Origin of the sequence: Halarchaeum rubridurum (genome assembly GCF_014647115.1) — an archaeon.
GTDB lineage: Archaea > Halobacteriota > Halobacteria > Halobacteriales > Halobacteriaceae > Halarchaeum > Halarchaeum rubridurum.
In genome coordinates this window covers 51,476-75,307 of the sequence record NZ_BMOO01000004.1, presented here as the reverse complement: position 1 = coordinate 75,307, position 23,832 = coordinate 51,476, and the positions used below count along the sequence as shown (strand labels likewise).

25 protein-coding genes are annotated in these 23,832 nt (G+C 71.9%); 14 read left to right on the top strand and 11 right to left on the bottom strand.

The genetic code is table 11. The annotated features are described in order from the left end of the window. The first annotated feature begins 105 nt into the window (after positions 1-105). Positions 106-882, top strand: a complete 777-nt coding sequence (locus tag IEX84_RS09185; protein ID WP_425342209.1) for a DUF7388 family protein — start codon at positions 106-108, stop codon at positions 880-882. Here the strand turns inward: IEX84_RS09185 and IEX84_RS09180 are convergent. After that, on the bottom strand, positions 879-1,037 hold the full coding sequence (locus IEX84_RS09180) for a hypothetical protein (protein ID WP_188872145.1): 159 nt from the start codon (positions 1,035-1,037) through the stop codon (positions 879-881). The two genes, IEX84_RS09185 and IEX84_RS09180, sit on opposite strands and share 4 nt — an antisense overlap. A 238-nt stretch (positions 1,038-1,275) precedes the next feature. Here IEX84_RS09180 and IEX84_RS09175 point away from each other — a divergent pair, with 238 nt between their 5' ends. Further along, positions 1,276-2,328: an NAD(P)/FAD-dependent oxidoreductase gene (locus IEX84_RS09175; protein ID WP_188872143.1), complete on the top strand. Its 1,053-nt coding sequence runs from the start codon at positions 1,276-1,278 to the stop codon at positions 2,326-2,328. A gap of 67 nt (positions 2,329-2,395) precedes the next feature. On the opposite strand, the gene IEX84_RS09170 is transcribed toward IEX84_RS09175, so the two are convergent. Both IEX84_RS09170 and IEX84_RS09165 read right to left on the bottom strand, forming a co-directional pair. After that, positions 2,396-2,791, bottom strand: coding sequence for an Hsp20/alpha crystallin family protein (locus IEX84_RS09170; RefSeq protein ID WP_229732347.1), 396 nt, complete (start codon positions 2,789-2,791; stop codon positions 2,396-2,398). Further along, complete coding sequence (locus tag IEX84_RS09165) at positions 2,788-2,946, bottom strand: DUF7559 family protein (RefSeq protein ID WP_188872140.1); 159 nt, start codon at positions 2,944-2,946, stop codon at positions 2,788-2,790. Before IEX84_RS09165 ends, IEX84_RS09170 begins: the two co-directional genes overlap by 4 nt. Positions 2,947-3,061: 115 nt before the next feature. On the opposite strand from IEX84_RS09165, the gene IEX84_RS09160 reads away from it, so the two are divergent. Together IEX84_RS09160 and IEX84_RS09155 are read left to right on the top strand one after the other, a co-directional pair. Next, a complete protein-coding gene (locus IEX84_RS09160; protein ID WP_188872138.1) occupies positions 3,062-4,759 on the top strand; it encodes a radical SAM protein in 1,698 nt (565 codons plus the stop codon). Between the two features lie 90 nt (positions 4,760-4,849). Next, positions 4,850-5,290 carry a TRAM domain-containing protein gene (locus IEX84_RS09155; RefSeq protein ID WP_188872136.1) on the top strand — a complete coding sequence of 147 codons (441 nt, stop codon included), beginning with the start codon at positions 4,850-4,852 and terminating at the stop codon, positions 5,288-5,290. Positions 5,291-5,681: 391 nt separating this feature from the next. Here IEX84_RS09155 and IEX84_RS09150 read toward each other — a convergent pair whose 3' ends face one another. The 3 genes from IEX84_RS09150 to IEX84_RS09140 are packed head-to-tail and all read right to left on the bottom strand — an operon-like array spanning position 5,682 to position 7,453. Next, a complete protein-coding gene (locus IEX84_RS09150; RefSeq protein ID WP_188872134.1) occupies positions 5,682-6,371 on the bottom strand; it encodes a YkgJ family cysteine cluster protein in 690 nt (229 codons plus the stop codon). A gap of 51 nt (positions 6,372-6,422) precedes the next feature. Beyond that, positions 6,423-7,178, bottom strand: coding sequence for an MBL fold metallo-hydrolase (locus tag IEX84_RS09145; protein WP_188872132.1), 756 nt, complete (start codon positions 7,176-7,178; stop codon positions 6,423-6,425). Positions 7,179-7,183: 5 nt separating this feature from the next. Then, positions 7,184-7,453, bottom strand: a complete 270-nt coding sequence (locus IEX84_RS09140; RefSeq protein ID WP_188872130.1) for a MarR family transcriptional regulator — start codon at positions 7,451-7,453, stop codon at positions 7,184-7,186. 199 nt (positions 7,454-7,652) lie between these two features. Between IEX84_RS09140 and IEX84_RS09135 the strand changes: the two genes are divergently transcribed. The 3 genes from IEX84_RS09135 to thsA all read left to right on the top strand — a co-directional run bounded on the left by IEX84_RS09135 (position 7,653) and on the right by thsA (position 11,029). Further along, a complete protein-coding gene (locus tag IEX84_RS09135) occupies positions 7,653-8,357 on the top strand; it encodes a class I SAM-dependent methyltransferase (RefSeq protein WP_188872128.1) in 705 nt (234 codons plus the stop codon). A gap of 45 nt (positions 8,358-8,402) precedes the next feature. Beyond that, on the top strand, positions 8,403-9,323 hold the full coding sequence (locus IEX84_RS09130; protein WP_188872126.1) for a glycosyltransferase family 2 protein: 921 nt from the start codon (positions 8,403-8,405) through the stop codon (positions 9,321-9,323). A 137-nt stretch (positions 9,324-9,460) separates the two neighbouring features. Continuing rightward, on the top strand, positions 9,461-11,029 hold the full coding sequence (gene thsA / locus IEX84_RS09125; protein ID WP_188872124.1) for a thermosome subunit alpha: 1,569 nt from the start codon (positions 9,461-9,463) through the stop codon (positions 11,027-11,029). A gap of 49 nt (positions 11,030-11,078) precedes the next feature. Here the strand turns inward: thsA and IEX84_RS09120 are convergent, their stop codons facing one another. Continuing rightward, the gene (locus tag IEX84_RS09120) at positions 11,079-12,035 is read right to left on the bottom strand and encodes an LLM class flavin-dependent oxidoreductase (protein WP_188872122.1); all 957 of its coding nucleotides are present in this window, start codon (positions 12,033-12,035) and stop codon (positions 11,079-11,081) included. A 125-nt stretch (positions 12,036-12,160) separates the two neighbouring features. Here IEX84_RS09120 and IEX84_RS09115 point away from each other — a divergent pair, with 125 nt between their 5' ends. After that, the gene (locus tag IEX84_RS09115; RefSeq protein WP_188872120.1) at positions 12,161-13,474 is read left to right on the top strand and encodes an APC family permease; all 1,314 of its coding nucleotides are present in this window, start codon (positions 12,161-12,163) and stop codon (positions 13,472-13,474) included. Positions 13,475-13,550: 76 nt separating this feature from the next. Continuing rightward, a complete protein-coding gene (locus tag IEX84_RS09110) occupies positions 13,551-14,876 on the top strand; it encodes an APC family permease (protein WP_188872119.1) in 1,326 nt (441 codons plus the stop codon). A 45-nt stretch (positions 14,877-14,921) separates the two neighbouring features. Here IEX84_RS09110 and IEX84_RS09105 read toward each other — a convergent pair whose 3' ends face one another. Beyond that, positions 14,922-15,659 (bottom strand): helical backbone metal receptor, encoded by a 738-nt coding sequence (locus IEX84_RS09105; RefSeq protein ID WP_188872117.1) that lies wholly within the window; start codon positions 15,657-15,659, stop codon positions 14,922-14,924. Positions 15,660-15,783: 124 nt separating this feature from the next. Between IEX84_RS09105 and IEX84_RS09100 the strand changes: the two genes are divergently transcribed. The 3 genes from IEX84_RS09100 (at position 15,784) to IEX84_RS09090 (ending at position 17,922) form a co-directional block, all read left to right on the top strand. Then, positions 15,784-16,752: a transcription initiation factor IIB gene (locus IEX84_RS09100; RefSeq protein WP_188872115.1), complete on the top strand. Its 969-nt coding sequence runs from the start codon at positions 15,784-15,786 to the stop codon at positions 16,750-16,752. A 96-nt stretch (positions 16,753-16,848) separates the two neighbouring features. Next, entirely contained in the window at positions 16,849-17,217 is a 369-nt protein-coding gene (locus IEX84_RS09095) for a hypothetical protein (RefSeq protein ID WP_188872113.1), read from the top strand. Between the two features lie 24 nt (positions 17,218-17,241). After that, entirely contained in the window at positions 17,242-17,922 is a 681-nt protein-coding gene (locus tag IEX84_RS09090) for a type I 3-dehydroquinate dehydratase (protein WP_188872111.1), read from the top strand. 136 nt (positions 17,923-18,058) lie between these two features. Here IEX84_RS09090 and IEX84_RS09085 read toward each other — a convergent pair whose 3' ends face one another. The 3 genes from IEX84_RS09085 to IEX84_RS09075 all read right to left on the bottom strand — a co-directional run bounded on the left by IEX84_RS09085 (position 18,059) and on the right by IEX84_RS09075 (position 21,668). After that, entirely contained in the window at positions 18,059-18,952 is an 894-nt protein-coding gene (locus tag IEX84_RS09085; RefSeq protein WP_188872109.1) for a dihydrodipicolinate synthase family protein, read from the bottom strand. 98 nt (positions 18,953-19,050) lie between these two features. Next, positions 19,051-20,190 (bottom strand): cell division protein FtsZ, encoded by a 1,140-nt coding sequence (ftsZ, locus tag IEX84_RS09080; protein ID WP_188872106.1) that lies wholly within the window; start codon positions 20,188-20,190, stop codon positions 19,051-19,053. 26 nt (positions 20,191-20,216) lie between these two features. Next, positions 20,217-21,668: a D-aminoacyl-tRNA deacylase gene (locus tag IEX84_RS09075; RefSeq protein ID WP_188872104.1), complete on the bottom strand. Its 1,452-nt coding sequence runs from the start codon at positions 21,666-21,668 to the stop codon at positions 20,217-20,219. A gap of 106 nt (positions 21,669-21,774) precedes the next feature. Here IEX84_RS09075 and IEX84_RS09070 point away from each other — a divergent pair, with 106 nt between their 5' ends. Together IEX84_RS09070 and IEX84_RS09065 are read left to right on the top strand one after the other, a co-directional pair. Then, positions 21,775-22,914, top strand: a complete 1,140-nt coding sequence (locus IEX84_RS09070) for a sodium:calcium antiporter (RefSeq protein ID WP_188872102.1) — start codon at positions 21,775-21,777, stop codon at positions 22,912-22,914. 104 nt (positions 22,915-23,018) lie between these two features. Beyond that, positions 23,019-23,816, top strand: coding sequence for a shikimate dehydrogenase (locus IEX84_RS09065; RefSeq protein WP_188872100.1), 798 nt, complete (start codon positions 23,019-23,021; stop codon positions 23,814-23,816). The last annotated feature ends 16 nt before the right edge of the window (positions 23,817-23,832 follow it).

The following is a 23,832-nucleotide window of genomic DNA, read 5'->3' as shown; positions in this document are numbered from 1 at the left end:
CGCGTGTACATGGTCGTCCAGACGAGTGGTCGCGTTCCAGCACCGTTCTGAGTTCTCACCCGTGAACGAGTCACGCCGAGCCGCCGACACGGAGGGGACGGCACGTTGAGCGCGACGGCCCGCGCCCGCGAGACCGGTATTGATGCGGTGGCGCTGAAGCCGATGGAGTGCGACGTCAGCGTCGCCGCCGACCTCCCCTTCGACACGGTCGTCGTCGACTACGAGGGCCGCGAACACCTCCCGGAGTCCGACGTCCTCGCGGACATCGCGGCCGCCCGCGACCTCCGGCTCACCACGCCCGTCCGCGCGGCGGGCTTCGACCCGCTCGGCGACGACTCGCTCGCCGCGTCGCTCCCGGCCGAGGCGGGCCGCGTCCTCGTCGCCGGCCACGGCGCGTACCTCGACGACGACGAGCGGGACAAGCGCATCGCGCCGCGCCTCGGCGCGGCCGTCGAGGCCCACCCGGACGCGTGGGTCGGCACCGCGGGAATCGAGCGCGTCGCGCTCGCCACCGGTGCCGGCCAGTTCGAGTTGCTCTCGCGCTCGACGGACCGCGACCTCAGCGCGCTCCGCGCCGCGGGCTACGAGGGGCAGGTGTCGCTCTACGCGCCCGTGGTGCTCGACGACGACGAGGACGCCATCCTCGACGCGGTCGGCGACTACACCGCCCGCCGCGGGCCCGTTCGACGCGCGCTCCCCGACGACGCGGCGACGGACGGCTCGGCGACGGGTCGCGCCCGCGAAGTGCTCTCGGCCGCCGTGCGCGACTACGCGCTCGTCGGCGACGCCGAGACGGTCGGCGACCGCGTCGCGGAACTGAAAGAGGCCGGTGCGGACACCGTCGTCGGCTACCCCGCCCGCGGCCCCGACGCCTTCCGCTAGTCGAGGACGAGGTACGTCTTCTCGCCGTCGCGCTCGAAGTGCGCGTCGCGCCCGCGGACGAACGAGCGCACCCACGCGAACGACGTCTCCGTGACGTCGATCCGCGCCTCCTCACGACTCGACTCCCCGACGACCGCCGCACCATCGACGCTCATACACCGGCCTACACCCCGGGATTGCTAATAACTCACCCGTGCGCGCGGTGAAAGTGAAAGTGATGGCCTCACAGTGCCAGTCCCGCTATTTCGCCCGCCGCGTCGAACCCGCGTACGTTGAAGTGGCCGCCACGTCACCGATGCGTATGCACGGACTCGGACGCGCGGGTGACGGGCGCGCGGGCGACGGACGGCGGGCCGCCTCCGCGGGTGGTCGCGCCTCGACGGGGTGGCCGCGATGACGGCGCGCTCGGTCGCGGTCGTCGGCGGCGGTGCCGTCGGGCTCACGGCCGCCTACGACCTCGCGCGCCGCGACGCGGACGTGACGCTGTACGAGCGCGACGCCCTCGGCGCGGGGAGCACGGCGCGCGCGGCCGGCATCGCCTATGACGCCTACGCCGAGGACGTCGACGTCGCGCTCGCCGAGCGCGCCATCGAGCGCTTCCGGGCCTTCTCGGGCGAGCGCGACTTCCGCTTCGCGCACGCGCCCTACCTCTGGTTCGTCACGGAGGGCGGGGCGGCCGCGGGCGCGATACGCGAGCAGGTCGAGCGGATGCACCACCACGACCGCGACGTCGAACTCGTCGAGAGCGACGCCATCAGACGCCGGTTTCCGGTGCTCCGGGCGGACGACGTGGTCGCCGCCGGCCTCGCGCGGACGGCGGGCACGGTCGACCCCGAGGGGTACGTCGACCTGCTCGCGGCGAAGGCGCGCGAGGCGGGCGCGACGCTGCGGACCGACGCGCCCGCCGCGGTCGCACTCGACCCGCCGCGGGTGAACGGGACGGCCTACGACGCGGTCGTCGTCGCTGCGGGCGCGTGGACGGGCGAGGTACTCGCGGACGCCGGCGTCTCGGTGCCCCTCGAACCGTACCGCGTGCAGGCGGCCGTCACCGGCGGGCCGGCGATACCCATCCTCTACGACGCGACGCGGGACTACTACGCCCGGCCGCACCCGCAGGGGGTCATCGCGGGCGACGGCGTCACGACGCCGGCCGACCCCGACGACTACGACCGCGACGCGGACGACGACTTCCGCGACCGGCTCACCGACCGGCTCCGCGACCGCGTCGTGAACGCGCGCGTCCCGGTCCGGCGCTCGTGGGCGGGGGTCTGCGCGCGGACGCCGGACAACGACCCGCTGCTCGGCGAACTCGCGGACGGCCTCTACGTCGGCGCGGGCTGGAACGGCCACGGGCTGATGCGCGCGCCCGCCGCCGGCGAGCGCCTCGCGGAAGACGTGTTGGGGGAGCGCGACGGCGTCGGCGCCTTCGACCCGACGCGGTTCTGAGCGCGGCGGGCGCGGCGATTCCGGGACGCCGCGCGCTCGGCGTTGGCGGGAGTCGTCGGGTGTCGCGCTACTCGATGGCGACGGCGTCGCCCTTCGGCACGTAGACGTGGAGCGTGCCGTCATCTCGGAGTTCGGCGCGCGTGTCGGGATCGGACACCGCGGCGTCCGCCGGGAGGTCGGCGTGGCCGTCGAGCGCGAGGCCGCGGCCGGCGAGCAGCGTCCGGAAGCCGTCGCGGTACTCCCGGTAGCGGTCGATGTGGACGGTGACGCCGCCGTCCTCGGCCGTGACCTCGACGTCGCGCGTCTCGACGCCCGGCGCGTCGAAGACGAGGAGGTACTCGTCGTCGCTCTCCAGGACGTCGACGGCCAGCGGGGTGCGCTCTTGGACGCGGCTCATCGCGCGACCGACGCGCTTCAGGACGGCGCGGCTCGCGGCCTCGCCGTACGTCACGAGGTCGCTCACAGCTCTATCTCTTCGAGGGACGTCTCCGACCCGCAGTAGGGACACCGGAGGTCGGCGGTCGAGACGTCGTCCGGCACGTCGTACGTGTAGTGGAGTTCCGCCATGTCGAGCTCGCAGTCGTCCGCCGTACACTCGACTTCCATCGTCGCGGGCATACTCCCGCGTTCGCCCGCGGGGCCAATAAACGCGCGGGCTTCCGCGAGTCCGGCCGGTCCGCGTGCGGCGCGCCGGGACGGGCGCGTTTTTACGCGTCGAACCCCTTCCCCGCCCATGACCGACCCCGCGACCCTCGACGTGACCATCGTGGACGGCTACGTCGACGAGCCGGCCCACTTCGGGGTGCCGCCGTACATCTCCACGTATCCGCGCTACACGGCGGGCGCGCTCGTCGACGCGGGCGTCCCCCCGGAGCGGATCACCTACCACACCATCGACGCGCTCCGCGAGGACCGCTCGCGCTGGCTGGACGTCGAGCGCGCCGACCTGATGATCTACCTCGGCGGGATGACCGTCCCCGGGAAGTACGTGGGCGGGACGCCCGCCGAACCCGACGAGGTGCGCGAGCTCGCGTGGACCGCGGACGGCACGAGCCTGATGGGCGGCCCGATTCGCTTCGGCGTCGGCGAGGAGAACGCCGGCGCGCAGGACATGGCGCGCGACGACCTCGACTTCGACTTCCTCGCCATGGCGGACGTCGAGGCCGCCGCCCACGACCTCGTCGCAAGCGGCCTCGAGGGCTTCGAGGACCGCTACCGGGACAACGACGAACTCGACCGGTGGGCCGAGGCGGGCGCGTTCGTCGTCGAGCAACACCCCAACCACCCCGACTACCTCATCGCGGAACTGGAGACCTCGCGGGGGTGCGCCTACCGCTGTTCCTTTTGCACGGAGCCGATGTACGGCGACCCGGACTTCCGGACGCCCGACTCCGTCGTCTCGGAGGTCGCGGCGCTCGCCGACGCCGGCGTGAACGACTACCGCATCGGCCGGCAGGCGGACATCCTCGCCTACGGCGGCGACGGCGAGGCCCCGAACCCCGACGCCCTCCGCGCGCTCTACGGGGGCATCCGCGAGGCCGTCCCCGACCTCGGGACACTCCACCTCGACAACATGAACCCCGTGACCATCGTGGACTACCCCGAGCAGTCGCGGGAGGCAATTCGGGTCATCGCCGAGCACAACACGCCCGGCGACACCGCGGCGTTCGGCCTCGAATCCGCCGACCCCGTCGTCCAAGAGGAGAACAACCTCCTCGTGGACGCCGACGAGTGCCTGGAGGCCGTCCGCATCGTCAACGAGGAGGGCGGCTGGCGGCCCGGCGACGACGAGCGCGTCGGGCCCTCGACGGGCGACGACGTCGAGCGCCTCCCGAAGCTCCTCCCCGGCATCAACCTCCTGCACGGCCTGAAGGGCGAACGCGAGGAGACCTACGAGCACAACAAGCGCTTCCTCGAACGCGTCCTGGAGGAGGGGCTGATGCTCCGGCGCATCAACATCCGGCAGGTGATGGCCTTCGAGGGCACCGAGATGGCGGAGACGGGCGCGGACGTCGCGCGGGCGAACAAACAGCGCTTCAAGCGGTACAAGAGCGCGGTCCGCGAGGACGTCGACCAGCCGATGCTCGAACGCGTCTGTCCGCCCGGCACCGTATTGGAGGACGTCCACTTCGAGTACCACCAGGACGGCAAGACGTTCGGGCGCTCGCTCGGCACGTACGCGCTCCTCGTCGCCGTCCCCGGCGAGCGCGAACTCGGGACCGTCACCGACGTCGCCGTCACCGACCACGGCTATCGCTCCGTCACCGGCGTCCCCTACCCACTCGACCTCAACGCGGCGTCGATGGACGAACTCCGCGCGCTCCCCGGCGTCGGCTCCGGCACCGCGGGCGACATCGTCGTCAACCGCCCCTACGAGGCACCGAGCGAGGCCCCCGGCGACGCCGACCTCGCGCGCTTCACCCGCGGGTAGGGGCCGACACCGGCCTCGGACACCGGGGCAGAGGCCGGGTTGGGGTAGAACTATTATGGACGATACCGATGACACCACGAGGGTCTCACAGTGGAAATCTCCGATCAGCTCCTCTGTCTGTTCAACGCCGAAGTGACTGTCAGCGACGACGAGTACGTCGTCCGCGTCCCGACCAGCGAAATCGAGACGGGTGCCGTCGACCCCGGCGAGGTCTATCGCGTCGCGCTCATCGAGCGCGACGACGCCGGCGCGAGCGACGCCGCCCCGTCCGACACCGCCTCCGGGAGCGCCACGCCCGCGACCGGCGACGCCACCGGCGAGGGGCCACAGCCCCCCGTCGAGCAGGGCGAAATCCGATACGTCGAAATCGAGGACATCGGCAAGCAGGGCGACGGCATCGCGCGCGTCGAGCGCGGCTACGTCATCATCGTCCCCGGCGTCGAAATCGGCGACCGCGTCAAGGTCGAAATCACGCAGGTGAAGTCCAACTTCGCCGTCGGCGAGACCATCGAGGACGACGCCGACGCCTGACTCCCCCTCTCTCCTCTCGCGTCGCTCGGCCGTCGAGAGCTATTCCGCCTCGTACCGCGTGCCATCCCATCTTTTTCCGACTCGGGGTAGCTCCGCTACCCGCTCGCCGCAAAAACATGGTCCGCGCGAACGACGCGTGACGCGTCGCGTTCCGCTGGCCGCACGGGCGACCCACGAGTCGCCCGTGCGGCGAAGTGAGTGCGGGATCAGCGAGAACGCGGTTCTCGCGGAGGTGAAAAATTCCGACCTCACTTCGCTCGGCCGTCGAGAGCTATTCCGCCTCGTACCGCGTGCCATCCCATCTTTTTCCGACTCGGGGTAGCTCCGCTACCCGCTCGCCGCAAAAACATGGGCGAAAAATTCCGACCTCACTTCGCTCGGCCGTCGAGAGCTATTCCGCCTCGTACCGCGTGCCGTCGGGGCGTTTCGCGCCCTCGGAGTCGTGGACGACCGTCTCGTCCGGGCCGGCGTTGATGGGGTCGTACTCGTCGCGCACGGCGATTGCCTCCTCTAGCTCCGTGACGGCGCGCTCTTTGAGCGCCGCGGCGAGCTCCTCGGCGTCGGCCCGCGAGATGTCGCGTCCCAACCCCTCGCACTCGTGGGCGCGGACCATCCCCGCCTCGTCGACGGCCTCGCCCATCGGCTGGCTCGTCCCGCCGAGCGCGACCGAGAAGGGGTAGGTCCGACAGATGAGCGGGCGGTGCTCGTGGACGGTACACGCGCCCGTCCCGCGCTCCCCGTCGGCGGCGTCCCCGCCGCTCGCCGCGCTCGCGTCGTCCTCCTCGTAGAACGCACAATCCCCGCAGTCGTCGGTCTGGAGGGCCCACTCGAACGTCTCGCCGGTCCCGTCGGCGTCGAGGCCGAACGGCATCGGGCGCGCGACGTCGCGCCACTCCAATTCCTCGGCGTCGGCGAGCTCGCGGACCTCCTCGGGAAACACCGTCGCCGTGTGCTCCTCGCCGAGGCCCTTACAACAGCCGCCACAGCGCGTGCACTCGAAGCCGATCTCCTCGATGGCGTCCGCGAGCGCGGCCACCTCCAACTCCCGCGCGCGGTCGAGTTCGTCTTCGAGGCGCTCCATGCCGATGCGTCGGCGCGCGACCCGGAAAAACCTCCCGCGTCCACCGTCCCCTCACTCACGATACCGCACGCCGTCGCGCGTCGTCTCGCGCGTCACGCGGTCCTCGACGACGAGTTTCTCGAGGTGCGCGCGGACGGTCGCGGCGGCGAGACCGCGGTAGTCGCCGAGGTCGCGCTCGTAGACGGCGTCGACGACCTCGGGGACGCTCCCCGCCCCGGCCGCGACGGCGGCGAGGACGTCCCGGTCGCGCTCGCGGCGGTGCGCGACGATTTCGGCGAGGCGCTCGCGGGGCCGACGTATCGGCTCGCCGTGGCCCGGATAGAGCCTGTCGGGCGCCCGGGCGTAGAGGCGGCGGAGGCTCGTGAGGGACGCGCGCAGGTCGCCCTCGTCGGTGATGGCGACGCTCCCGCCGGCGCGAGCGCAGTCGCCGACGAGGTAGGTGTCGCCGACAGCGAACGCGACGTGGTCGGGTGCGTGGCCGGGGGTCGCCACGACGTCGAGCGGCCCGATGGCGTCGCCCTCGCGGTAGGTCCGGTCCGGTGTGACGCCGGTCGCGTCGGCGAAGCGCTCGGCGTAGGGCGCGTACGCCCAGACGGTCGCACCGGTCCGCTCTGTGTAGTGCGCGAGCGCGTCGACGTGGTCGGCGTGGGTGTGCGTGGCGACGACGTGCGCGACTCCGTCCAGGTCGTCGAGTCGAGCGCACCGCGCGGCGGGGTCGACGAGGACGTCGTCGACGACGTACGCGTTCGTCCGACCGCTCGGGACGGGGTAGTCGACGGGGACGGGAACGCGCTCGACGCCGGGCACGCGAGTCAGTGGTCGAGGAAGTAGACCTGTTTGCGCGCGTCGCGGAAGCTATAGCGCGAGTCGACGAGTCCGGCCTCGTCGAGGCGGTTGAGGGCGTAGCGGACGGTTCGGTCCGGCAGCAGCGACTCCTCGGCGAGCTGGCCCTGCGAGAGGGGCTCCTCGGTTTCGAGGACTTTCGCGACGAGCTTCGCGCTCGGCGGGAGTTCGCGGAGGCGCTCGCGGAACTCCTCGTCGTGTTTTATCGGTGAACGTCGCTGCTCTCCCGTCGTACTCATGGCAGTAAATCGCACACACCCGTAGATAAAGGTTGGTACTTTCGACGCCCTCGGTCCTTATACAGTATAAGGTCGTATCCGAGGGGGTCCCGTGGGCGGTCGCCCGTCGGTGGGGCGTCCCGACTCGCCGCGACGTTCCCCACGCCGGCGCGCATCCAGTATCGTTTTACCTCCCCGCCGAGGTAGAGACGAGTAGACCGTGAAGGGACAGGAGTGGTACCAGGCCGACGAGGTCGCGGCGGAGTACGAGGACAAGCGCTTCTCCGGCGGCGGCCGGCTCATCGACCGCCGCGAGAAGGAGGCGGTTCTCGACGCCCTCGGCCCGCTCGACGGCAAGCGGGTGCTCGAAGTCGCGTGCGGGACCGGCCGGTTCACCGTCCTCTGCGCCCAGCGGGGCGCCGACATCACCGGGATGGACATCTCCGCGGCGATGCTCCGCGAGGGGCGCGCGAAGGCCCGCGACGTCGGCGTCGACGACCACCTGGCGTTCATGCGCGGCGACGCCGCCCGCCTCCCCTTCCCCGACGACTACTTCGACGCCGTCTTCGCCATGCGCTTCTTCCACCTCGCCGACACCCCCGCGAAGTTCCTCAGCGAGATGGCCCGCGTCTCGAAGGCCGACGTCTTCTTCGACACCTTCAACCGCTACAGCACGCGCTCGCTCTACAACTCCCTGCTCCCGATGGGGTCGCGCCTCTACTCGACGAGCGAGGTCCACGACCTCCTCCGCGGCGCCGGCCTCACGCTCCGCAGCGACGCCCACGACTTCGTCCTCCCCTACGGCTTCTACCGCAAGCTCCCCGGCTGGCTCGCCGACCCCATCCGCGACGCCGACGTCGCCGTCGGCGACACCCCGTTCGGCGACCACCTCGCGTCCGTCTCCTACTGGCACGCGCACGTCTGACGCCGTGCCGCGGCGTTTTTACGCGCGGCCCCGCTCGGTAGTGCTATGGAGTTGTCGGTGGTCGTCCCCACCCTGAACGCGCGCCGCCGCCTCGCGCGCGTCCTCGACGCCCTCGATACGCGCCTCCCCGACGTCGAGGTCGTCGTCGTCAACGGTCCCTCAAGCGACGGGACCTCGGGGCTCGTCCGCGACCACCCCGCCGTCGACGTCCTCCTCGAACTCCCCGAGCGGAACATCAACGCCTCCCGGAACGCCGGGCTCGCGGCCGCGAGCGGCGACGTCGTCGCCTTCGTCGACCACCGCTCGGTCGTCCGCGAGGAGTGGTACGACGCGCTCGCGGCGGCAATCGAGACGGGCGCGGACGTCGTCACCGGTCCCGTCCACCGCGCCGTCTCCGGCGGCGTCACAACCGAGGAGTGCGAGCGAGAGACCGTCGCCGGCCGCGACGTCCGCTACTTCGACGGCGGCAACGTCGCGTTCACCCGCGCGGCCGCGGACGCCCTCGACGGCTTCGACGAGTACCTGGAGACGGGTGCGGCCCGCGACGCCGCCCACCGCCTCGCCGGCCTCGACCTCCGCGTCGCGTGGAAGCCCGCCTTCGCCGTGTTGCGCGCCGAGGGCGACGACGTGCCCGACCGCGTCGCCGAGACCCCCGACGGGTCCGCGACCGGCCTGAAGTACCGCGCCCTCGGCTATCGCCTCGCCAAGAACTACGGCCTCAGCCCCCCCGTCGCGTGGCGCGCTGTCACGCACGCGCTCCGCGAGGCCGGCACCGCGGCGCGCAACGTGCTCGGCGGCGACGAGACGCCCTCCTCGTGGCTCTCCCGCGGGCGCGCCGTCGTGGCGAACGCCGCCGCCGGCGTCGAGGACGGCCTCCGGGCGCGACGCCGCGACCGCACCCCGACCCGGAACCCCAACGGCGTCTCCTCGCGGATGGACCGCGCGATGTCGCGCTACGACCCGTGAGCCACCCGTAGTCGGGTATCCGCTCGTCACCTGCCCGTGCCGTCGCCCGTCGCCGCCCGCGTCAGCACCGCTCTCGCGTTCTTGCACAGCACACGCCACGGAAACTATATGTAGACCTGCTAGCCTCTCCTGCACCTATGTCCGTACAGGGTACTCGAAGTCCGGTGTTCATCCTCGGTGACGACGCGCAGCGCACCCGCGGGCGCGACGCGCAGACGTCGAACATCGCCGCCGGGAAGGCGGTCGCCGACGCCGTCCGCACGACCCTCGGCCCCCGGGGCATGGACAAGATGCTCGTCGACTCCACCGGCACCGTCGTCATCACGAACGACGGCGTGACCATCTTAGAGGAGATGGACATCGAACACCCCGCCGCGCAGATGCTCGTCGAGGTCGCCCGGACCCAGGAGGACGAGGTCGGCGACGGCACCACCACCGCCTCCGTCCTCGCCGGGCAACTCCTCGCGAAGGCCGAGGACCTCCTCGCCGACGACGTCCACCCGACCACCATCGTCGAGGGGTACGCGGCCGCGCGTGACATCGGCCACGCCGCCATCGACGACCTCCGACTCGACGACGACGTCGACGACGACCTCCTCCGCCGCGTCGCCGCCACCTCGATGACCGGGAAGGGCACGGGCGACGCGAACGCCGACGCGCTCGCGGACCTCGTCGTCGAGGCCGTCCAGCAGGTCGCGGACGACGAGGGCGCGAACCGCGACGCCGTCCGCGTCCACGCCCAATCCGGCGCCTCCTCCGGCGCGACCGAACTCGTCCGCGGCATCGTCGCCGACACCGACCCCGTCCGCGACGACATGCCCCGCGATGTGACCGACGCCAGCGTCCTCGTCCTCGACGCGAAACTCGACACCCGCGAGACCAGCGCGGACGTCGAGTACACCATCACGAGCGTCGACCAGCTCAGCGCCGCGCTCGACGCCGAGGAGAGCGAACTCCGCCGCTACGCCGAGGCCGTCCGCGACGCCGGCGTCGACGTCCTCGTCTCCCAGAAGTCCATCGACGACCGCGTCGCCGCCTTCCTCGCCGAGGCGGGCGTCCTCGCCTTCGAGAGCGTGACGCAGTCCGACGTGAACGCAATCGCCTCGGCGACCGGCGCGACCGTCGTCGGGAGCGTCGACGACGTCGACGACGCCGACCTCGGCTCCGCCGAGTCCGTCCGCGTCGAACGCTACGGCGGGGACGACCTCACGTTCATCGAAGGCGGCGCCGACGCCAGCACCGTCACCCTCCTCGTCCGCGGGAGCACCGCGCACGTCCTCGACGAACTCGAACGCGCCATCGGCGACGCCCTCGACGTCGTCGCCGTCGCCCTCGACGACGGCGGCGTCGTCCCCGGTGCCGGCTGCGTCGAAATCGCCATCGCCGACCGCATCCGCGATGAGGCCGCGCGCATCGACGGCCGCGCCCAGCTCGCCGCCGAGGCCTACGCCGACGCCCTCGACGCCCTCCCGCGTACCCTCGCCGAGAACACCGGCATGGACCCCATCGACGCCCTCGTCGACCTCCGCGCCGCGAACGAGACCGGCCGCGCCGGCGTCGTCACCGTCGGCGAACGCGGCGAGATCGCCGACCCCGTCGACCACGGCGTCATCGACCCCGCCGCCGTCAAGCACGAGGCGCTCGCCTCCGCCACCGAGGCCGCGACCATGGTCGTCCGCATCGACGACGTCATCGCCGCGGAGTGACGCGGCCTCCCGTCGCGCGCGTCGACGGCGCGCTCTCCGCGTCCGACACTCACCCCATCTCCGGCACGACGTCCTCGACGAGCCGGTCTATCGTCTCGGGGTCGTTGCGTTCGGCGCGGAGCATCACCATCTCCGCGCCCTCCGCCTCGAAGCGCTCGATGCCCGCCTTCACCTGCGCGGGCGTACCGACCAGCCCCCGGTACTCGCCGCGCGGCGTCGGGTCGGCCGCGGCGGTCTCGTTCTGCAGGTCCTCGTAGACGGCGTGGGCGTCGTCCTCGTCGTCGCGGACGATGACCGTCTGGAGCACGGTCTTCTCGATGGCGTCGTAGTCGGTCCCGAAGTCCTCGCAGTACCCCTCTAGGACGTCGAGTTTGTGCGCGAACGCCTCGGGGCTCACGCCGGGGACGTTCCAGCGGTCGGCGAGGTCCGCGACGGCCTTCAGGGTGAGGTCCTCGCCACCGCCGCCGACGAGGACGTCCGGGCCGCCGTCCTGGACGGGCTTGGGTTCGAGGTAGAGCTCCTCGACGTCGTGGTAGTCGGACTCGAAGGTGACGGGGGATTCCTCGGTCCACATCGCACGCACGAGGTTCACGGTGTCGCGGAGCTGGTGGACGCGCGTGGGAATCTCGGGGAAGTCGAAGCCGTAGGCGTCGTACTCCTCCTCGAACCAGCCCGCGCCGATGCCGAGGACGGCGCGCCCGCCGCTCGCGTGGTCGAGCGTGGCGAGCTGGCGGCCGAGCATCGCGGGGTTGCGGTAGTGCGGGCTCGTCACGAGCGCGGAGAGGTCCATCGACCCGGTTTCGCGGGCGAGCGCCGGGAGCGTCGTGTAGGCGTCGAAGAACGGCTCGTCGCGGACGCCGACGAAGGGGAGCTGCCAGAGGTGGTCCATGACGGAGACCCACTCGAAGCCCGCGCCCTCCAGGCGTCGCGCGAGCGCCATCGCGCCCTCGAAGGCGTCGTCGGCGTCGGGGTAGTGGAACGAGGCGTTGTGGTAGCCAAAGCGCATACGCGACGGCGTACGGCCGGGGCTCGTTTAGCGTTCGGGGCCGCGGCGCGCCTCGCTTCGCGTGTCCGCTCCGTCACCCCCGCCGGCCCGTACCCCTAAGCGTCCCCTCGCCCTACGGCGGCGTGATGTCGGAACGACTCGGGCTCCCCTCGGCGGTCTCCATCGCGCTCGGCGGGATGATCGGCGGCGGGATTTTCTCCGTCCTCGGCGTCGTCGCGCGGATCGCCGGCACGCGGACGTGGCTCGCGTTCGTCGTCGCGGGCGTCGTCGCGCTCTGTGCGGGCTACTCGTACAACCGTCTCAACGCGGTGTCGGACCGGACGGGTGCTTCGGTCACCTTCGTCCAGCGCTACACGGACAACACGACGGTCGCGGGGATGGTGGGGTGGACGCTCCTCTTCGGCTACGTCGGCTCGATGGCGATGTACGCCTACGCCTTCGGCGAGTACACAGTCGGCCTCCTCGGGCTGCGCGAGGTCCTCGGCGGGCTCGCGCGGCCGCTCGTCTCCGCGCTCGCCGTCGTGGGTTTCGTCGCGCTCAACCGTATGGGCGCGCGCGCCACCGGCACCGCGGAGAACGTCCTCGTCGCCGCGAAGATGCTCGTCCTCGTCGGCTTCGGCGTCCTCGCGGCGGTCTACGGGAGCGCGAACGGCCTGCTCGACTTCGGGACCGCGGGGGCCGCGACGGTCGCGCCCGTCGTCGCCGCCGGCGTCTCCTTCGTCGCCTTCCAGGGATGGCAGCTGCTCTTCTACGACCGGGAGAGCATCGCCGACGCCGAGACGACGATTCCGCGCGCCGTCTACGTCGCTATCCCGACCGCCGTCGCCACGTACGTCCTCGTCGGCGTCACGACGACGAGCCTCCTCACGCCCGCACAGATCGCCCGATACGGCGAGATAGCGCTGGCGAAGGCCGCCGAACCCGTCCTCGGGTCGCTCGGCTTCACGGTCATCGCCGTCGCGGCCGTCGTCTCGACGGGGAGCGCCATCAACGCGACGCTCTTCTCCGCGGCGCACTTCGCGAACGGGATGACGGACGAGGACGTCCTCCCCGACCGCGTCGCGTCGAGCGACGGCGACGGCGTCCCACAGCGCACCGTCCTCCTCCTCGGCATCGTCACGCTCGGGCTCACCGTCTACGGGACGCTCGATGGTATCACGGCGCTCGCCTCCTTCGCCTTCCTCGTCGTCTTCGGCACGATGAGCGCCATCGCGTTCAGCGAGCGCGACCACGACGGCGTCCACCCGCTCCCGCCCGCGGTCGGGGTCGTCGGGGCCGCCTGTCTCTTCCCGCTGCTCTGCTACCACCTCGCCGCCCACGAACCCGAGACGTTCGGCTTCGTCGTCCTCACGCTCGCGGCGCTCTTCGTCGTCGAGCTCACGTACTTCGAGCGCACCCGCCTCGCCCGCGCCGCCAAGCGCGCAGAGGACCGCCTCTGATACGTCCGATTCTTTGGTTATTCGGGGGCACGACGGCCACAGGACCGAAATGGCGGTCCGCCGAACGGGCGGGTGTATGGGTGACGACCGACTCGGCTTGTTCGGCGCGGTCAGCATCGCCGTCGGCGGCATGATCGGGGGCGGGGTCTTCTCCGTGCTCGGCGTCGTCGTCCAGATATCGCACGCCGCGTCGTGGCTCGCGTTCACGCTCGCCAGCCTCGGGTCGCTGTGCGCGGCCTACTCGTACCTCAAGCTCAACGCGAAGGGCGAGAACCGCGGGGGGAGCGTCGCGCAACTCCAGGAGTTCGTCGACAACACGACGCTCTCGGGGATGGTGGGGTGGACGCTCCTCTTCGGCTACGTCGGCGCCATCGCCATGTACGCCTACGCCTTCGGGAGCTTCGCCATCGGTCTCGTCGGCCGGACGGCCGTCGCGGGCCTCCCGCTCCACCCGATACTCGCCGTCGTCGCCGTCGGCATCTTCGTCGGCTTCAACCTCCTCGGGGCGCGCGCCACCGGCACCTCCGAGGAGGCGCTCGTCGTCACCAAGGTCTCCATCCTCGTCGCCTTCATCGGCCTCGGGCTCTGGTACGGCTGGAAGAACGCCAGCCTCGAATACGGGCTCTCGACGGTCCGGCAGGGGACGCCGGTCATCATGGCGACCGCGATCAGCTTCGTCTCCTTTCAGGGGTGGCAGCTCCTGATGTACGACCAGGACCAGATCGCAGACCCACTGAAGAACCTCCCCATCGGCGTCTACTCCTCGATACTCATCTGCATCGTCATCGACGCGCTCATCGCCGTCGTCGTCACGAGCCTCGTCAGCCCCGACCTCATCGCGTCCGAACCCGACCGCGCGCTCGCGTACGCCGTCGAGCAGACCTTCGTCGGCCACGCGGGCTTCGTCGTCGTCTCCGTCGCCGCGCTCTTCTCCACGGGCTCGGCGATAAACGGCACCCTCTTCTCCAGCGCGAACCTCGCCAAGGGGATGATTTCGGACTCGCTCCTCCCCGAGGAGGCCGGCGACGGCGACGCCGACGGCGTCCCCGAGCGCACGGTCCTCCTCATCGGCGTCCTCTCGGCCGCGTTCGCCGCCTACGGGAGCCTCAACGGTATCACCTCCTTCGGCTCCATCGCGTTCATGGTCGTCTTCGGCGCGATGTGCTACCTCGCCGTCCGCGAACGCGACGACGACGACATCAACCCCATCCCGCCCGCCCTCGGCGCGCTCGGGATGGCCTGCTTCGTCCCGCTCCTCGTCTACCACCTCTGGAGTGCGGAGCGCCACGTCTTCTGGGTCGTCTGCGTCGTCGCCGCCGCCGTCCTCGCCCTCGAACTCCTCTACTTCACGGAGCGCGACACCATCAGCGAGGGCATCGAGGAGTTCGAGCGCCTCGTGTAGCGACCGCGGACGCGTCGCGCGTGTCGCCCGCCCCGGACGCCCCGGTCACGCGCGCTCCGGGTGGAGTCGCCGTGCGAGCGCCTCGATGCCGTCGACGAGCGCCGGACTCGGCTGATTGAGCAGCGCGTCGTCGAGGACGTGCACCGCGGCGTCGACGTCCCACCCGCGCGCGTCGAAGTCCGGCCGGGCGCGCCCCCCGCGGCCCCCGCGCCCGCAGTAGTGCGCGACGACGTGGTCGGGGTCTGCGTCCTCGACCACCTCTCGCTCGACCTCCCGGGAGCGCGCCCCCGGCTCGACGAACGGGTGGCGCCCGCCCGCCGCGCGCACCGCGTCCGGCACCCAGTTGCCCGCGGCCATCGGCGGGTCGTCCCACTCCTCGCAGTAGACGGTCGGGCGCTCCGCACCCGCGACGGCCTCGCGGACGCGTTCGACTCGCGCGCGGCAGTCGGCTTCGAGGCGCTCGCCCGCCGCCGCCCGACCCACGTCGTTGCCCCGCGCCGCGAACCCCGCGAGGACGTCGGCGAGGCGCGTCGGCTCGCGGTGTCGGACGTCGTATCCGCGCGCGTCGAGCTCGTCGCGGACGTCGCGCTGGAGGGCGTCACCGGTGAGGACGACGTCCGGGTCGACGTCGGCGAGGCGGTCGTAGTCGGGGTTCAGCCACCCCCCAACCGGGGGTGCATCGACCTCGACGGTCGCGTTGTGCGTCACGCCGACGAGGTCGGCCTCGGCGCCGAGCGCGACGACGGTCGCTGTCGCGGCCGGCGCGAGCGAACAGACTCTCACGAACGATGCCCGAGTATGGCCCGCCTACGCATACCGCTGTCGGTCTATTACGGAACCGTTAAGTGTGTTTTGCGAAAAGGAAGACGTCACGACGATTTCCGGGTTTTCCGGGGGCACACGCAGTATGCAAAACGCACGCACCAGAGCACGACAGCACGGAGAGCGCGAAACGGAGCAGGAAGACACCACCGAATCGACCGACGAGTGTCCGGAGTGTGGCGGCCTCGTCGTCGCCGACGAGGAGCACGGCGAGTCCGTCTGCATGGACTGCGGCCTCGTCGTCGACGAGGACGACATCGACCGCGGCCCCGAGTGGCGCGCGTTCGACTCCCAGGAGAAGGACCAGAAGTCGCGCGTCGGAGCCCCGACGACGAACACGATGCACGACAAGGGGCTCTCCACGAACATCGACTGGCGCGACAAGGACGCCTACGGCAACAGCCTCTCCTCGAACCAGCGCCAGAAGATGCAGCGCCTGCGCAAGTGGAACGAGCGCTTCCGCACCCGCGACGCCAAGGAGCGCAACCTCAAGCAGGCGCTCGGCGAAATCGACCGGATGGCGTCGGCGCTCGGGCTCCCCGACAACGTCCGCGAGACGGCGTCCGTCATCTATCGCCGCGCGCTGGAGGAGGACCTCCTCCCGGGGCGCTCCATCGAGGGCGTCTCCACCTCCTGCGTGTACGCCGCCGCCCGACAGGCCGGCGTCCCGCGCAGCCTCGACGAGATTACCGACGTCTCGCGCGTCGAGAAGGCCGAAATCGCCCGGACCTACCGCTACGTTATCCGGGAGCTCGGCCTCGAAGTCCGGCCCGCGGACCCCGAGAGCTACGTCCCGCGCTTCGCCTCCTCGCTCGGTCTCAGCGACGAGGCCGAACACCGCGCGCGCGACCTCCTCAAGACCGCGAAGGACAAGGGCGTCCACTCCGGCAAGTCGCCGGTCGGCCTCGCCGCCGCCGCCGTCTACGCCGCCGCGCTCCTCACCAACGAGAAGACGACGCAGGCGAAGGTCAGCGAAGTCGCGGACATCAGCGAGGTCACCATCCGCAACCGCTACCACGAGCTCCTCGAAGCCGAGGACACCCTCCCCGCGTAACGCCGCGGCACTCCCTTCTGCGCGCCGTCCCGTCTCCCCCTCAGCCGTGCCGCCGCCGACCGTCGCTTTTAGGCCGTGGCGCGCCAACACGCGGCCGTGCACACGCCCGCCCTCCACGTCCGCGCCGCCGTCTTCGTCGCCGGCGCGCTCCTCGCCGGGGCCGTCGCCGGCGTCGTCTCGACCGTCGCGCCGACGCCGTTCCCGTTCGCCGTCGGCCTCGCCGTCGCCGTTCCCGTGATGGACGTCGCGCTCGACCCCGAGACCGTCCCCGCGGAGCGCGAGCGCGCGCTCGCCGTCGGCGTCGTCGCCGCGCTCTGCGGCATCGTCGCCGGCTGTGTCGTCGGCGCGCTCGTCCTCGCGCTCGCGCTCGGCCAGTACGCCACCATCGGGCTCACCGCCGCCGCGACGTTCCTCGCCGCGGAGTACGGCGGGCGGTTCGTCCTGGAGCGAATCCCCCGCGCCTAAGAGCGCGGCGGGCGAACCCCGCTCGTGCTCCCCTTCGACGACTTCACGCTCTGCGCCGCGACGGCCGACCTCGCCGACGAGCCCGCCGCCCGCGGGCACGCCGACGCCGTCGAGTTCCGCATGGACCTCGCCGAGAACCCGACCGCACAGCTCCGCGACTACGACGGCGACCTCCCGCTCCTCGTGACGAACCGCCACGACGGCCAGGGTGGCGAGGCCGCGGACGACGAGGCGCGCCTCGACGCGCTCCGCGACGCCGTCGAGCACGACGCCGTCGGTGCCATCGACCTCGAACTCGACACCTGTCTCGACGGTCGCGGCCGGACCGTCCGCGAGGCCGCCCGCGAGCACGGCGCGTCCGTCGTCGTCTCCGCACACGACTTCGACGGGACGCCGCTCCGCCAGGACATGCGCGGGATTCTCGGGAACGCCCTGGAGTACGGCGACGTCGCCAAACTCGCAGTCACGGCCGTCGAGCGCACCGACGTCCTCGACCTCGTCAGCGTGACCCACGAGTACGACGTCGAGGGCGAACGCGTCGCCACGATGGCGATGGGTGAGGCCGGCCGCCACTCCCGCGCCGTCTGCCCCGTCTACGGCTCACGGATCGGCTACGCGCCCGTCGACCCCGCCGACGCCACGGCCCCCGGCCAGTACGACCTGGCGACGCTGAGAGGGTTAGTCGACGACCTCCGCGGGGCGTAACCGACTCGCGCGGGAGCGCGAGGCGCAAGCACCCCCGGAGGGGGTGCGCAGCGCTTTTCGCCGAGGGTTTGCCAGAGCGCGCCGCCGCGCGCTCGCAGCAAACGGTCGAGTACCTGAGTTGGCGACGCTCAGAGGGCTAGTCGACGAGCGCGAGCGCGTCCTCGACGGCCGCGTCGAGTGCCGCCCGCGCGCCCTCGTCGAGTTCGACGAGCGGGGGGCGGACGGCGTCGTCGTCGATACGGCCGCGCGCGGCGAGCGCGGCCTTCGTCGCCGGCGCGAACCCGTGGTCCGCACAGAAGGCGAACAGCGGTTTGAGCGCGCCGCGGCCGAGCTCGCGCGCCCGCTCGTCGTCGCCCGCGTTCAGGGCCTCGCGGACGGCCGCGAACACTTCCGGCACCGCGTTCGAGAGGGCGTTGATGCCGCCGCTCGCCCCCATCAGCCCCGCGGGGACGAGCTGGTCGTCGACGCCCTGGTACACCGCGAAGTCGTCGGGCGTCGCCGCGAGGGCGTCGGTGAAGTAGCCGAAGTTGCCGCTCGAATCCTTCAGCCCGTGGACGTCGTCGCGCCCGGCGAGTTCGACGACGGTCTCGACGGGGATTTCGCTCCCCGTGCACGCCGGGATGTTGTAGAGGTAGATGGGGAGGGGGCTCCGCTCGGCGACGCGGCGGAGGAAGCGGGCGTTCCCGTCCGCGGCGTTCGCCGTGTGGAAGTAGGGGACGACGACGAGGCCGGCGTCCGCGCCCGCCTCCGCGGCGTCGGTCAGCGCGTCGACGGTGTCCGGGACGGACGTCGCGCCCGCGCCGGCGATCACCGTCGCGTCGTCGCCCGCGCTCTCCCGCACGCGCTCGACGACCGCACGGTTCTCCGCGCGCGTCAGGCTGGCGAACTCCCCGGTCGTCCCGCAGGGGACGAAGCCGTCGAGGCCGGCGTCGCGGACGCCGCGCACGACGGCGTCGAGGCCCTCGTCGTCGATCTCCCCGTCGGCGTCCATCGGCGTGACGAGCGGACAGAGTACGTCGGTCTCGCGCATACCTGTCGGTCATCGCCTCGATACATAACGATTCTGCCACGCGACGGCGACATCGCGGCGGGCGACGCGGCCGTCACGAACGGGAAACCGGGCCGATTCTATTCGACGTAGTCGATGTCGCGGCCGCTCGTGTCGAGTTCGGCGTCGTCGCTGTGCCCGTATATCTGCGGGGACTCGACGCCGGTGACGACGACCATCGTGCGCATCTCGCCGTCGAGTTCCTCGTCGACCGAGGTCCCCCAGATGATGCGCGCGTCGGGGTCGATGCGGTCGTAAATCTCCTCGACGACGCCTTCCGCCTCCTCGATGGACATGTCTGGGCCGCCGGTGACGTTCACGAGCGCGGAGTTCGCCTGGCCGATGTCGACGTCGAGGAGCGGGCTGCGGAGGGCGCTCTTGACCGAGTCGACCGCCTTCGACTCGCTGTCGGACTCCCCGAGGCCGATCATGGCGACGCCGCCCTTCTCCATGACGGTACGCACGTCGGCGAAGTCGAGGTTGACGAGGCCGGGTTTCGTGATGAGCTCCGTGATCCCCTTCACGGAGCGCATCAGCACCTCGTCGGAGACCTTGAACGCCTGCCGGACCGGGAGCTTCCCGACGGAGTCGAGCAGGCGGTCGTTCGGGACGACGATAACTGTATCAGAAACGTCGCGCAGACGCTCCAGGCCGGCCTCGGCGTTGTTCCGGCGGACCTCGCCCTCCGCGGTGAACGGCGTCGTGACGATGCTGATGGTGAGCGCGCCGGCCTCGCGGGCGGCCTCGGCGACGACGGGGGCGCTCCCCGTGCCGGTGCCGCCGCCGAGTCCGGCGGTGACGAAGACCATGTCGGAGCCCGAGATGGCCTCCTTGATCTCGTCCTGGGACTCCAGCGCGGCCTCCTCGCCGACCTGCGGGAGCGACCCGGCGCCGCGCCCGCGGGTCTTCTCCTGGCCGATGAGAATCTTCGTGTCCGCCTCGATGTCGACGAGGTGTTGGACGTCGGTGTTCGCGGCGACGAGCTTCGCGCCCTCGATGCCCTCCTCGAACATCCGGTTGACCGTGTTCGAGCCCGCGCCGCCACAGCCGACGACCGTGATGTTCGTCTGGAGCTCTTCGAGCACCCCGAGCAGCTCCTCGTCGGACATCCGTCCGGAGTCGCCCCCGCCACCCCCACCGCCTGCGTCGGGGGAGACGCCGGTGGAGGACGCCTCGTCCTCCTCGGCCTCGTCGATTGCGTCCTGCACGATGGAGTCCATTTGCCTATACAGTAAACGAGAAGTGTTTAATTACCTTTTCCCTCGCTCGGATTCGAGAGCCCGTACGTCTCCGTCCGTTCGCGCGCGACGTCGGCGGGCGTGACCGTCTCGCCGTCCACCTCGACGGCCGCCCCGTCTGCCAACCGCCCGAACTTCGGGCCCTCGGGGACGCCGCGTTCGGCCGCCGCCGCGGGGTCGAAGGCGGTGTCGGTGATCCGGACCGTCCCGTCGTCGCGCCCGACCTCGTCGTACTTCTCGCGCAGGAGCCCGACGAGCGCGTCCACGTAGGCGTCGTACGCGTCCGCGTCCGGGAACGCGATGTCGCCCGCGACGCGGTTGCCGTTCTCCTCGGTCGTGTACGCGAGCGCGTGCTCCCGGGCCGCCGCCAGCGCCGCGTCCGGGTCGACGCTGTGCGCGTCCGCCCAGAGGTCGTCCGGGTGGTCGACGATGAGGGCGTCGGTGGCCGGCTCCGCCCCGTCCGCGCCCGCCTCGCGCGCCGGGTCGCCGAAGCGCAGTCCCTCGTCGACGCCCGTCAGCTCCCCTTCGAGCGCCGCGACGACGTCAAGGGCGACGCCCGTCGTCTCGCGGAGCCACGTCTCGCTCACGACGCCGTAGCCGAGGTCGTCGATCACGTCACGAAGTCGGGGTTTCTCGCCGTCCACGACGGCGCGCGTCGCGCCGCTCGCCGCGAAGACGCGCTCGACCACGTCCCGGTGCTCGCGGGGGTCGCCCAGGTCGTCCAGACACCACTCGGCCGCGACGTGCCCGACCGCCCAGTCCGTCTCCTCGACGATTCGGGTGGGACGCGGGACGTAGTGGCCGCCGCCGAAGGCCGCGACGGTCCGCTCGGTCTCGGGCGCGACCCCCTCCAGGTCGAGGATGGCGTCCGCGACCGCCGCCGCGCCCGCGTCGTCCCCCCACTCCGCCTCCGACGAGCCGAGCTCGACGAACATCGAGGGCGCGCCGACCTCGGTCGGGCCGTGGTGGGTGCACTCCATCCCGACGTCGTACCCCTCTGGGGCGTGCTCGGCCAGCGCCCGCACGACCGCGCGGTGGGCGTTCGGGCACGCCGGCGCGAGCGCGCGGTCCGACCCGCCGTGCTCCGCCGCGCCGAAGTTCCCCGTGAAGTGCGCGGTGAGGAGCGGGCCCGTCTCGCCCGCGTGGCGCGACGCGAAGACGACGACGTCGGGGTCGTCGAACGCCGCCGCGACCCCGTCGAGTTCGAGGTGCCACGGCTCGAACGCGAGGAGCTCGAAGCCCTCGCGGACGTAGCGCGCGACGGGCGCGGGGACGTCGTCCGCGCTCGCCGCGCTCTCGGTGTTCGTCTCCTCCCCCTCGGCCGCCTCCGCGTTCGCCGCCTCCTCGCTCGCGCCGTCCGCGCCCGTTCCCGCACGCTCCCAGTCGGCGCGCTCGCGTAGCTGTTCGCCGATCCGTACCGACGCGCTGTCGGCGCGACTCACGATGATTCCGACAGTCATACCGGGCGAACGGCGCGGGCGCGCTTAGGGCCGTCGGGTCGGCAGAACCCGGGGTGGGGGCGGGGGAATGGACGCGCTTACAAAGCCGCTCGCGCTACGCGGAGGCATGTATCACGGGCTCGCGCCGGCGCTCCTCTCCGCGACGGCCGACCGCTCGCTCCTCCTCCTCGGCTCGTTCGCCCTCCTCCTCGCCGGCGCGGAGGTGTTCACCAACGGCGTCGAGTGGCTCGGCCACCGCCTCGGCGTCAGCGAATCCGCGACCGGGAGCATCCTCGCGGCCGTCGGCACCGCGCTCCCCGAGACCCTCATCCCCGTGCTCGCCATCCTGCAGGGCGGCGAGGAGGCCGCGCACGTCGGCGTCGGTGCGATACTCGGCGCGCCCTTCATGCTCGCTACCATCGCCATGTTCCTCGTCGGCGCGAGCGTCCTCCGCTTTCGCGACCGCCGGACGTTCGGCGACGAGATGCACTTCAACGACGCCGCGACCCGCCGCGACCTCTCCTTCTTCCTCGTCGGCTACGTCGTCGCGTTCGCCGCGGCGTTCGTCGACGCCCGCCCGGTCGAGTACGCGATGGCCGCGTTCCTCCTCGTCCTCTACCTCGTCTACCTCGTCCGCTCGCTCCGCAGCGGGGAACTCACGGAGAGCGAGGACATCGACGCCCTCCACCTCGGCCTCCTCGTCGAGCGCGCCCTCGCCGGACTCGGCTACGACCCGCGCGAGCACGGCGAGAACCCCCGATTCGTCCTCGTCGCCGCCCAGACGCTGTTCGCGCTGGCCGTCATCGTCGGCGGCGCGCACCTCTTCGTCAGCGAGGTCCAGTGGCTCTCCACGCACGTCCTCGACGTCCCCATCGCCATCGTCGCGCTCCTCATCGCACCGCTCGCCACCGAACTCCCCGAGAAGTTCAACTCCGTCCTCTGGATCAGCCGCGACAAGGACACCCTCGCGCTCGGCAACATCACGGGCGCGATGGCGTTCCAGGGGACCCTCCCCGTCACCCTCGGCATCGTCTTCACGGACTGGGACCTCTCGCTCGCCTGGGGAACCTCGGGCTTCCTCAACGCCGTCTCCGTCGTCCTCGCCGTCGTCTCCGGCGGCATCCTCTACCTCCGCGCGCGCACCGCCGCCGAGGACCCGATGAAGCCCCGCCCCTTCCTCGTCGGCGGGCTCTTCTACGCCGTCTTCATCGCCCTCGTCGTCTACTTCGTGCTCGTGCTCGGCGTCACCGCCAGCGCCGGCCACTGAGCGCACGCCGACGCCGTCGTCGCTCCGCCTCGACGTCCGCACCCTCCGTCGACCCCACGGCGCGCGAGCGGGGGACTTTTGCCGCCGGCCGCCCCCGCACCGCCATGGACGTCTACGGACTCATCGGGAACCCCGTGGGGCACTCGCTCTCCCCGCCGATGCACGAGGCCGCCTACGCCGCCCGCGACATGGACGCGCGCTACGTCACGCTCGAACCCGACGCCGCGGACGGCGCGGCGGCGATCACCGCCGCCGACACGCTCGGCCTCGCCGGCCTCAACGTCACCATCCCGTTCAAGCGGGACGCCCTCGACGCCGTCGAACCGGACGACCTCGCGCGCCGCGTCGGCGCGGTCAACACCGTCGATTTCTCCGGGCCGGTCCCGACCGGCCACAACACGGACGTCGCGGGCGTCAGACGCTCCTTCGAGCGCTTCGACGTGCCGCTCGCGGGTGCCGACGCCGTGCTCGTCGGTGCGGGCGGGGCGGCCCGCGCGGCCGCCGTCGCGCTCGTCGAGGACGGTGCGAGCGTCCACGTCGCCAACCGGACGGTGGAGCGCGCCGAGGCCCTCGCCGACGACGTCGGCGCGACGGCCTCCGGACTCGACGCCCTCCCGGACGTCCTCGCGGACGCGGACGTCCTCGTGAACGCGACCAGCGTCGGAATGGAGGAGGACGTCTCGCCCGTCCCCGCGGACGCCCTCCACGGCGACCTCGCGGTGCTCGACGCCGTCTACTCGCCCCTGGAGACTCGCCTCCTCCGCGAGGCCGACGCGGCGGGCGCGACGACCATCGACGGCGCGTGGATGCTCCTCTATCAGGGCGTCGCCGCCTTCGAGCGCTGGACCGGCCGCGACGCGCCCGTCGACGCGATGAACGCCGCGCTCCGGGACCGGGTTTAAGTCCTCCCCGGGTGTT

Excerpts from the sequence above, each read along its gene's own strand:
- IEX84_RS09085 (WP_188872109.1), bottom strand. The coding sequence starts at position 18,952 with ATGCGCGAGACCGACGTACTCTGTCCGCTCGTCACGCCGATGGACGCC.
- IEX84_RS09165 (WP_188872140.1), bottom strand. The coding sequence starts at position 2,946 with ATGCCCGCGACGATGGAAGTCGAGTGTACGGCGGACGACTGCGAGCTC.
- IEX84_RS09075 (WP_188872104.1), bottom strand. The coding sequence starts at position 21,668 with ATGACTGTCGGAATCATCGTGAGTCGCGCCGACAGCGCGTCGGTACGG.
- IEX84_RS09065 (WP_188872100.1), top strand. The coding sequence starts at position 23,019 with ATGGACGTCTACGGACTCATCGGGAACCCCGTGGGGCACTCGCTCTCC.
- IEX84_RS09180 (WP_188872145.1), bottom strand. The coding sequence starts at position 1,037 with ATGAGCGTCGATGGTGCGGCGGTCGTCGGGGAGTCGAGTCGTGAGGAG.
- IEX84_RS09160 (WP_188872138.1), top strand. The coding sequence starts at position 3,062 with ATGACCGACCCCGCGACCCTCGACGTGACCATCGTGGACGGCTACGTC.
- thsA (WP_188872124.1), top strand. The coding sequence starts at position 9,461 with ATGTCCGTACAGGGTACTCGAAGTCCGGTGTTCATCCTCGGTGACGAC.
- IEX84_RS09110 (WP_188872119.1), top strand. The coding sequence starts at position 13,551 with ATGGGTGACGACCGACTCGGCTTGTTCGGCGCGGTCAGCATCGCCGTC.
- IEX84_RS09100 (WP_188872115.1), top strand. The coding sequence starts at position 15,784 with ATGCAAAACGCACGCACCAGAGCACGACAGCACGGAGAGCGCGAAACG.
- IEX84_RS09140 (WP_188872130.1), bottom strand. The coding sequence starts at position 7,453 with ATGAGTACGACGGGAGAGCAGCGACGTTCACCGATAAAACACGACGAG.
- IEX84_RS09150 (WP_188872134.1), bottom strand. The coding sequence starts at position 6,371 with ATGGAGCGCCTCGAAGACGAACTCGACCGCGCGCGGGAGTTGGAGGTG.
- IEX84_RS09175 (WP_188872143.1), top strand. The coding sequence starts at position 1,276 with ATGACGGCGCGCTCGGTCGCGGTCGTCGGCGGCGGTGCCGTCGGGCTC.
- IEX84_RS09070 (WP_188872102.1), top strand. The coding sequence starts at position 21,775 with ATGTATCACGGGCTCGCGCCGGCGCTCCTCTCCGCGACGGCCGACCGC.
- IEX84_RS09120 (WP_188872122.1), bottom strand. The coding sequence starts at position 12,035 with ATGCGCTTTGGCTACCACAACGCCTCGTTCCACTACCCCGACGCCGAC.
- IEX84_RS09130 (WP_188872126.1), top strand. The coding sequence starts at position 8,403 with ATGGAGTTGTCGGTGGTCGTCCCCACCCTGAACGCGCGCCGCCGCCTC.
- IEX84_RS09115 (WP_188872120.1), top strand. The coding sequence starts at position 12,161 with ATGTCGGAACGACTCGGGCTCCCCTCGGCGGTCTCCATCGCGCTCGGC.
- ftsZ (WP_188872106.1), bottom strand. The coding sequence starts at position 20,190 with ATGGACTCCATCGTGCAGGACGCAATCGACGAGGCCGAGGAGGACGAG.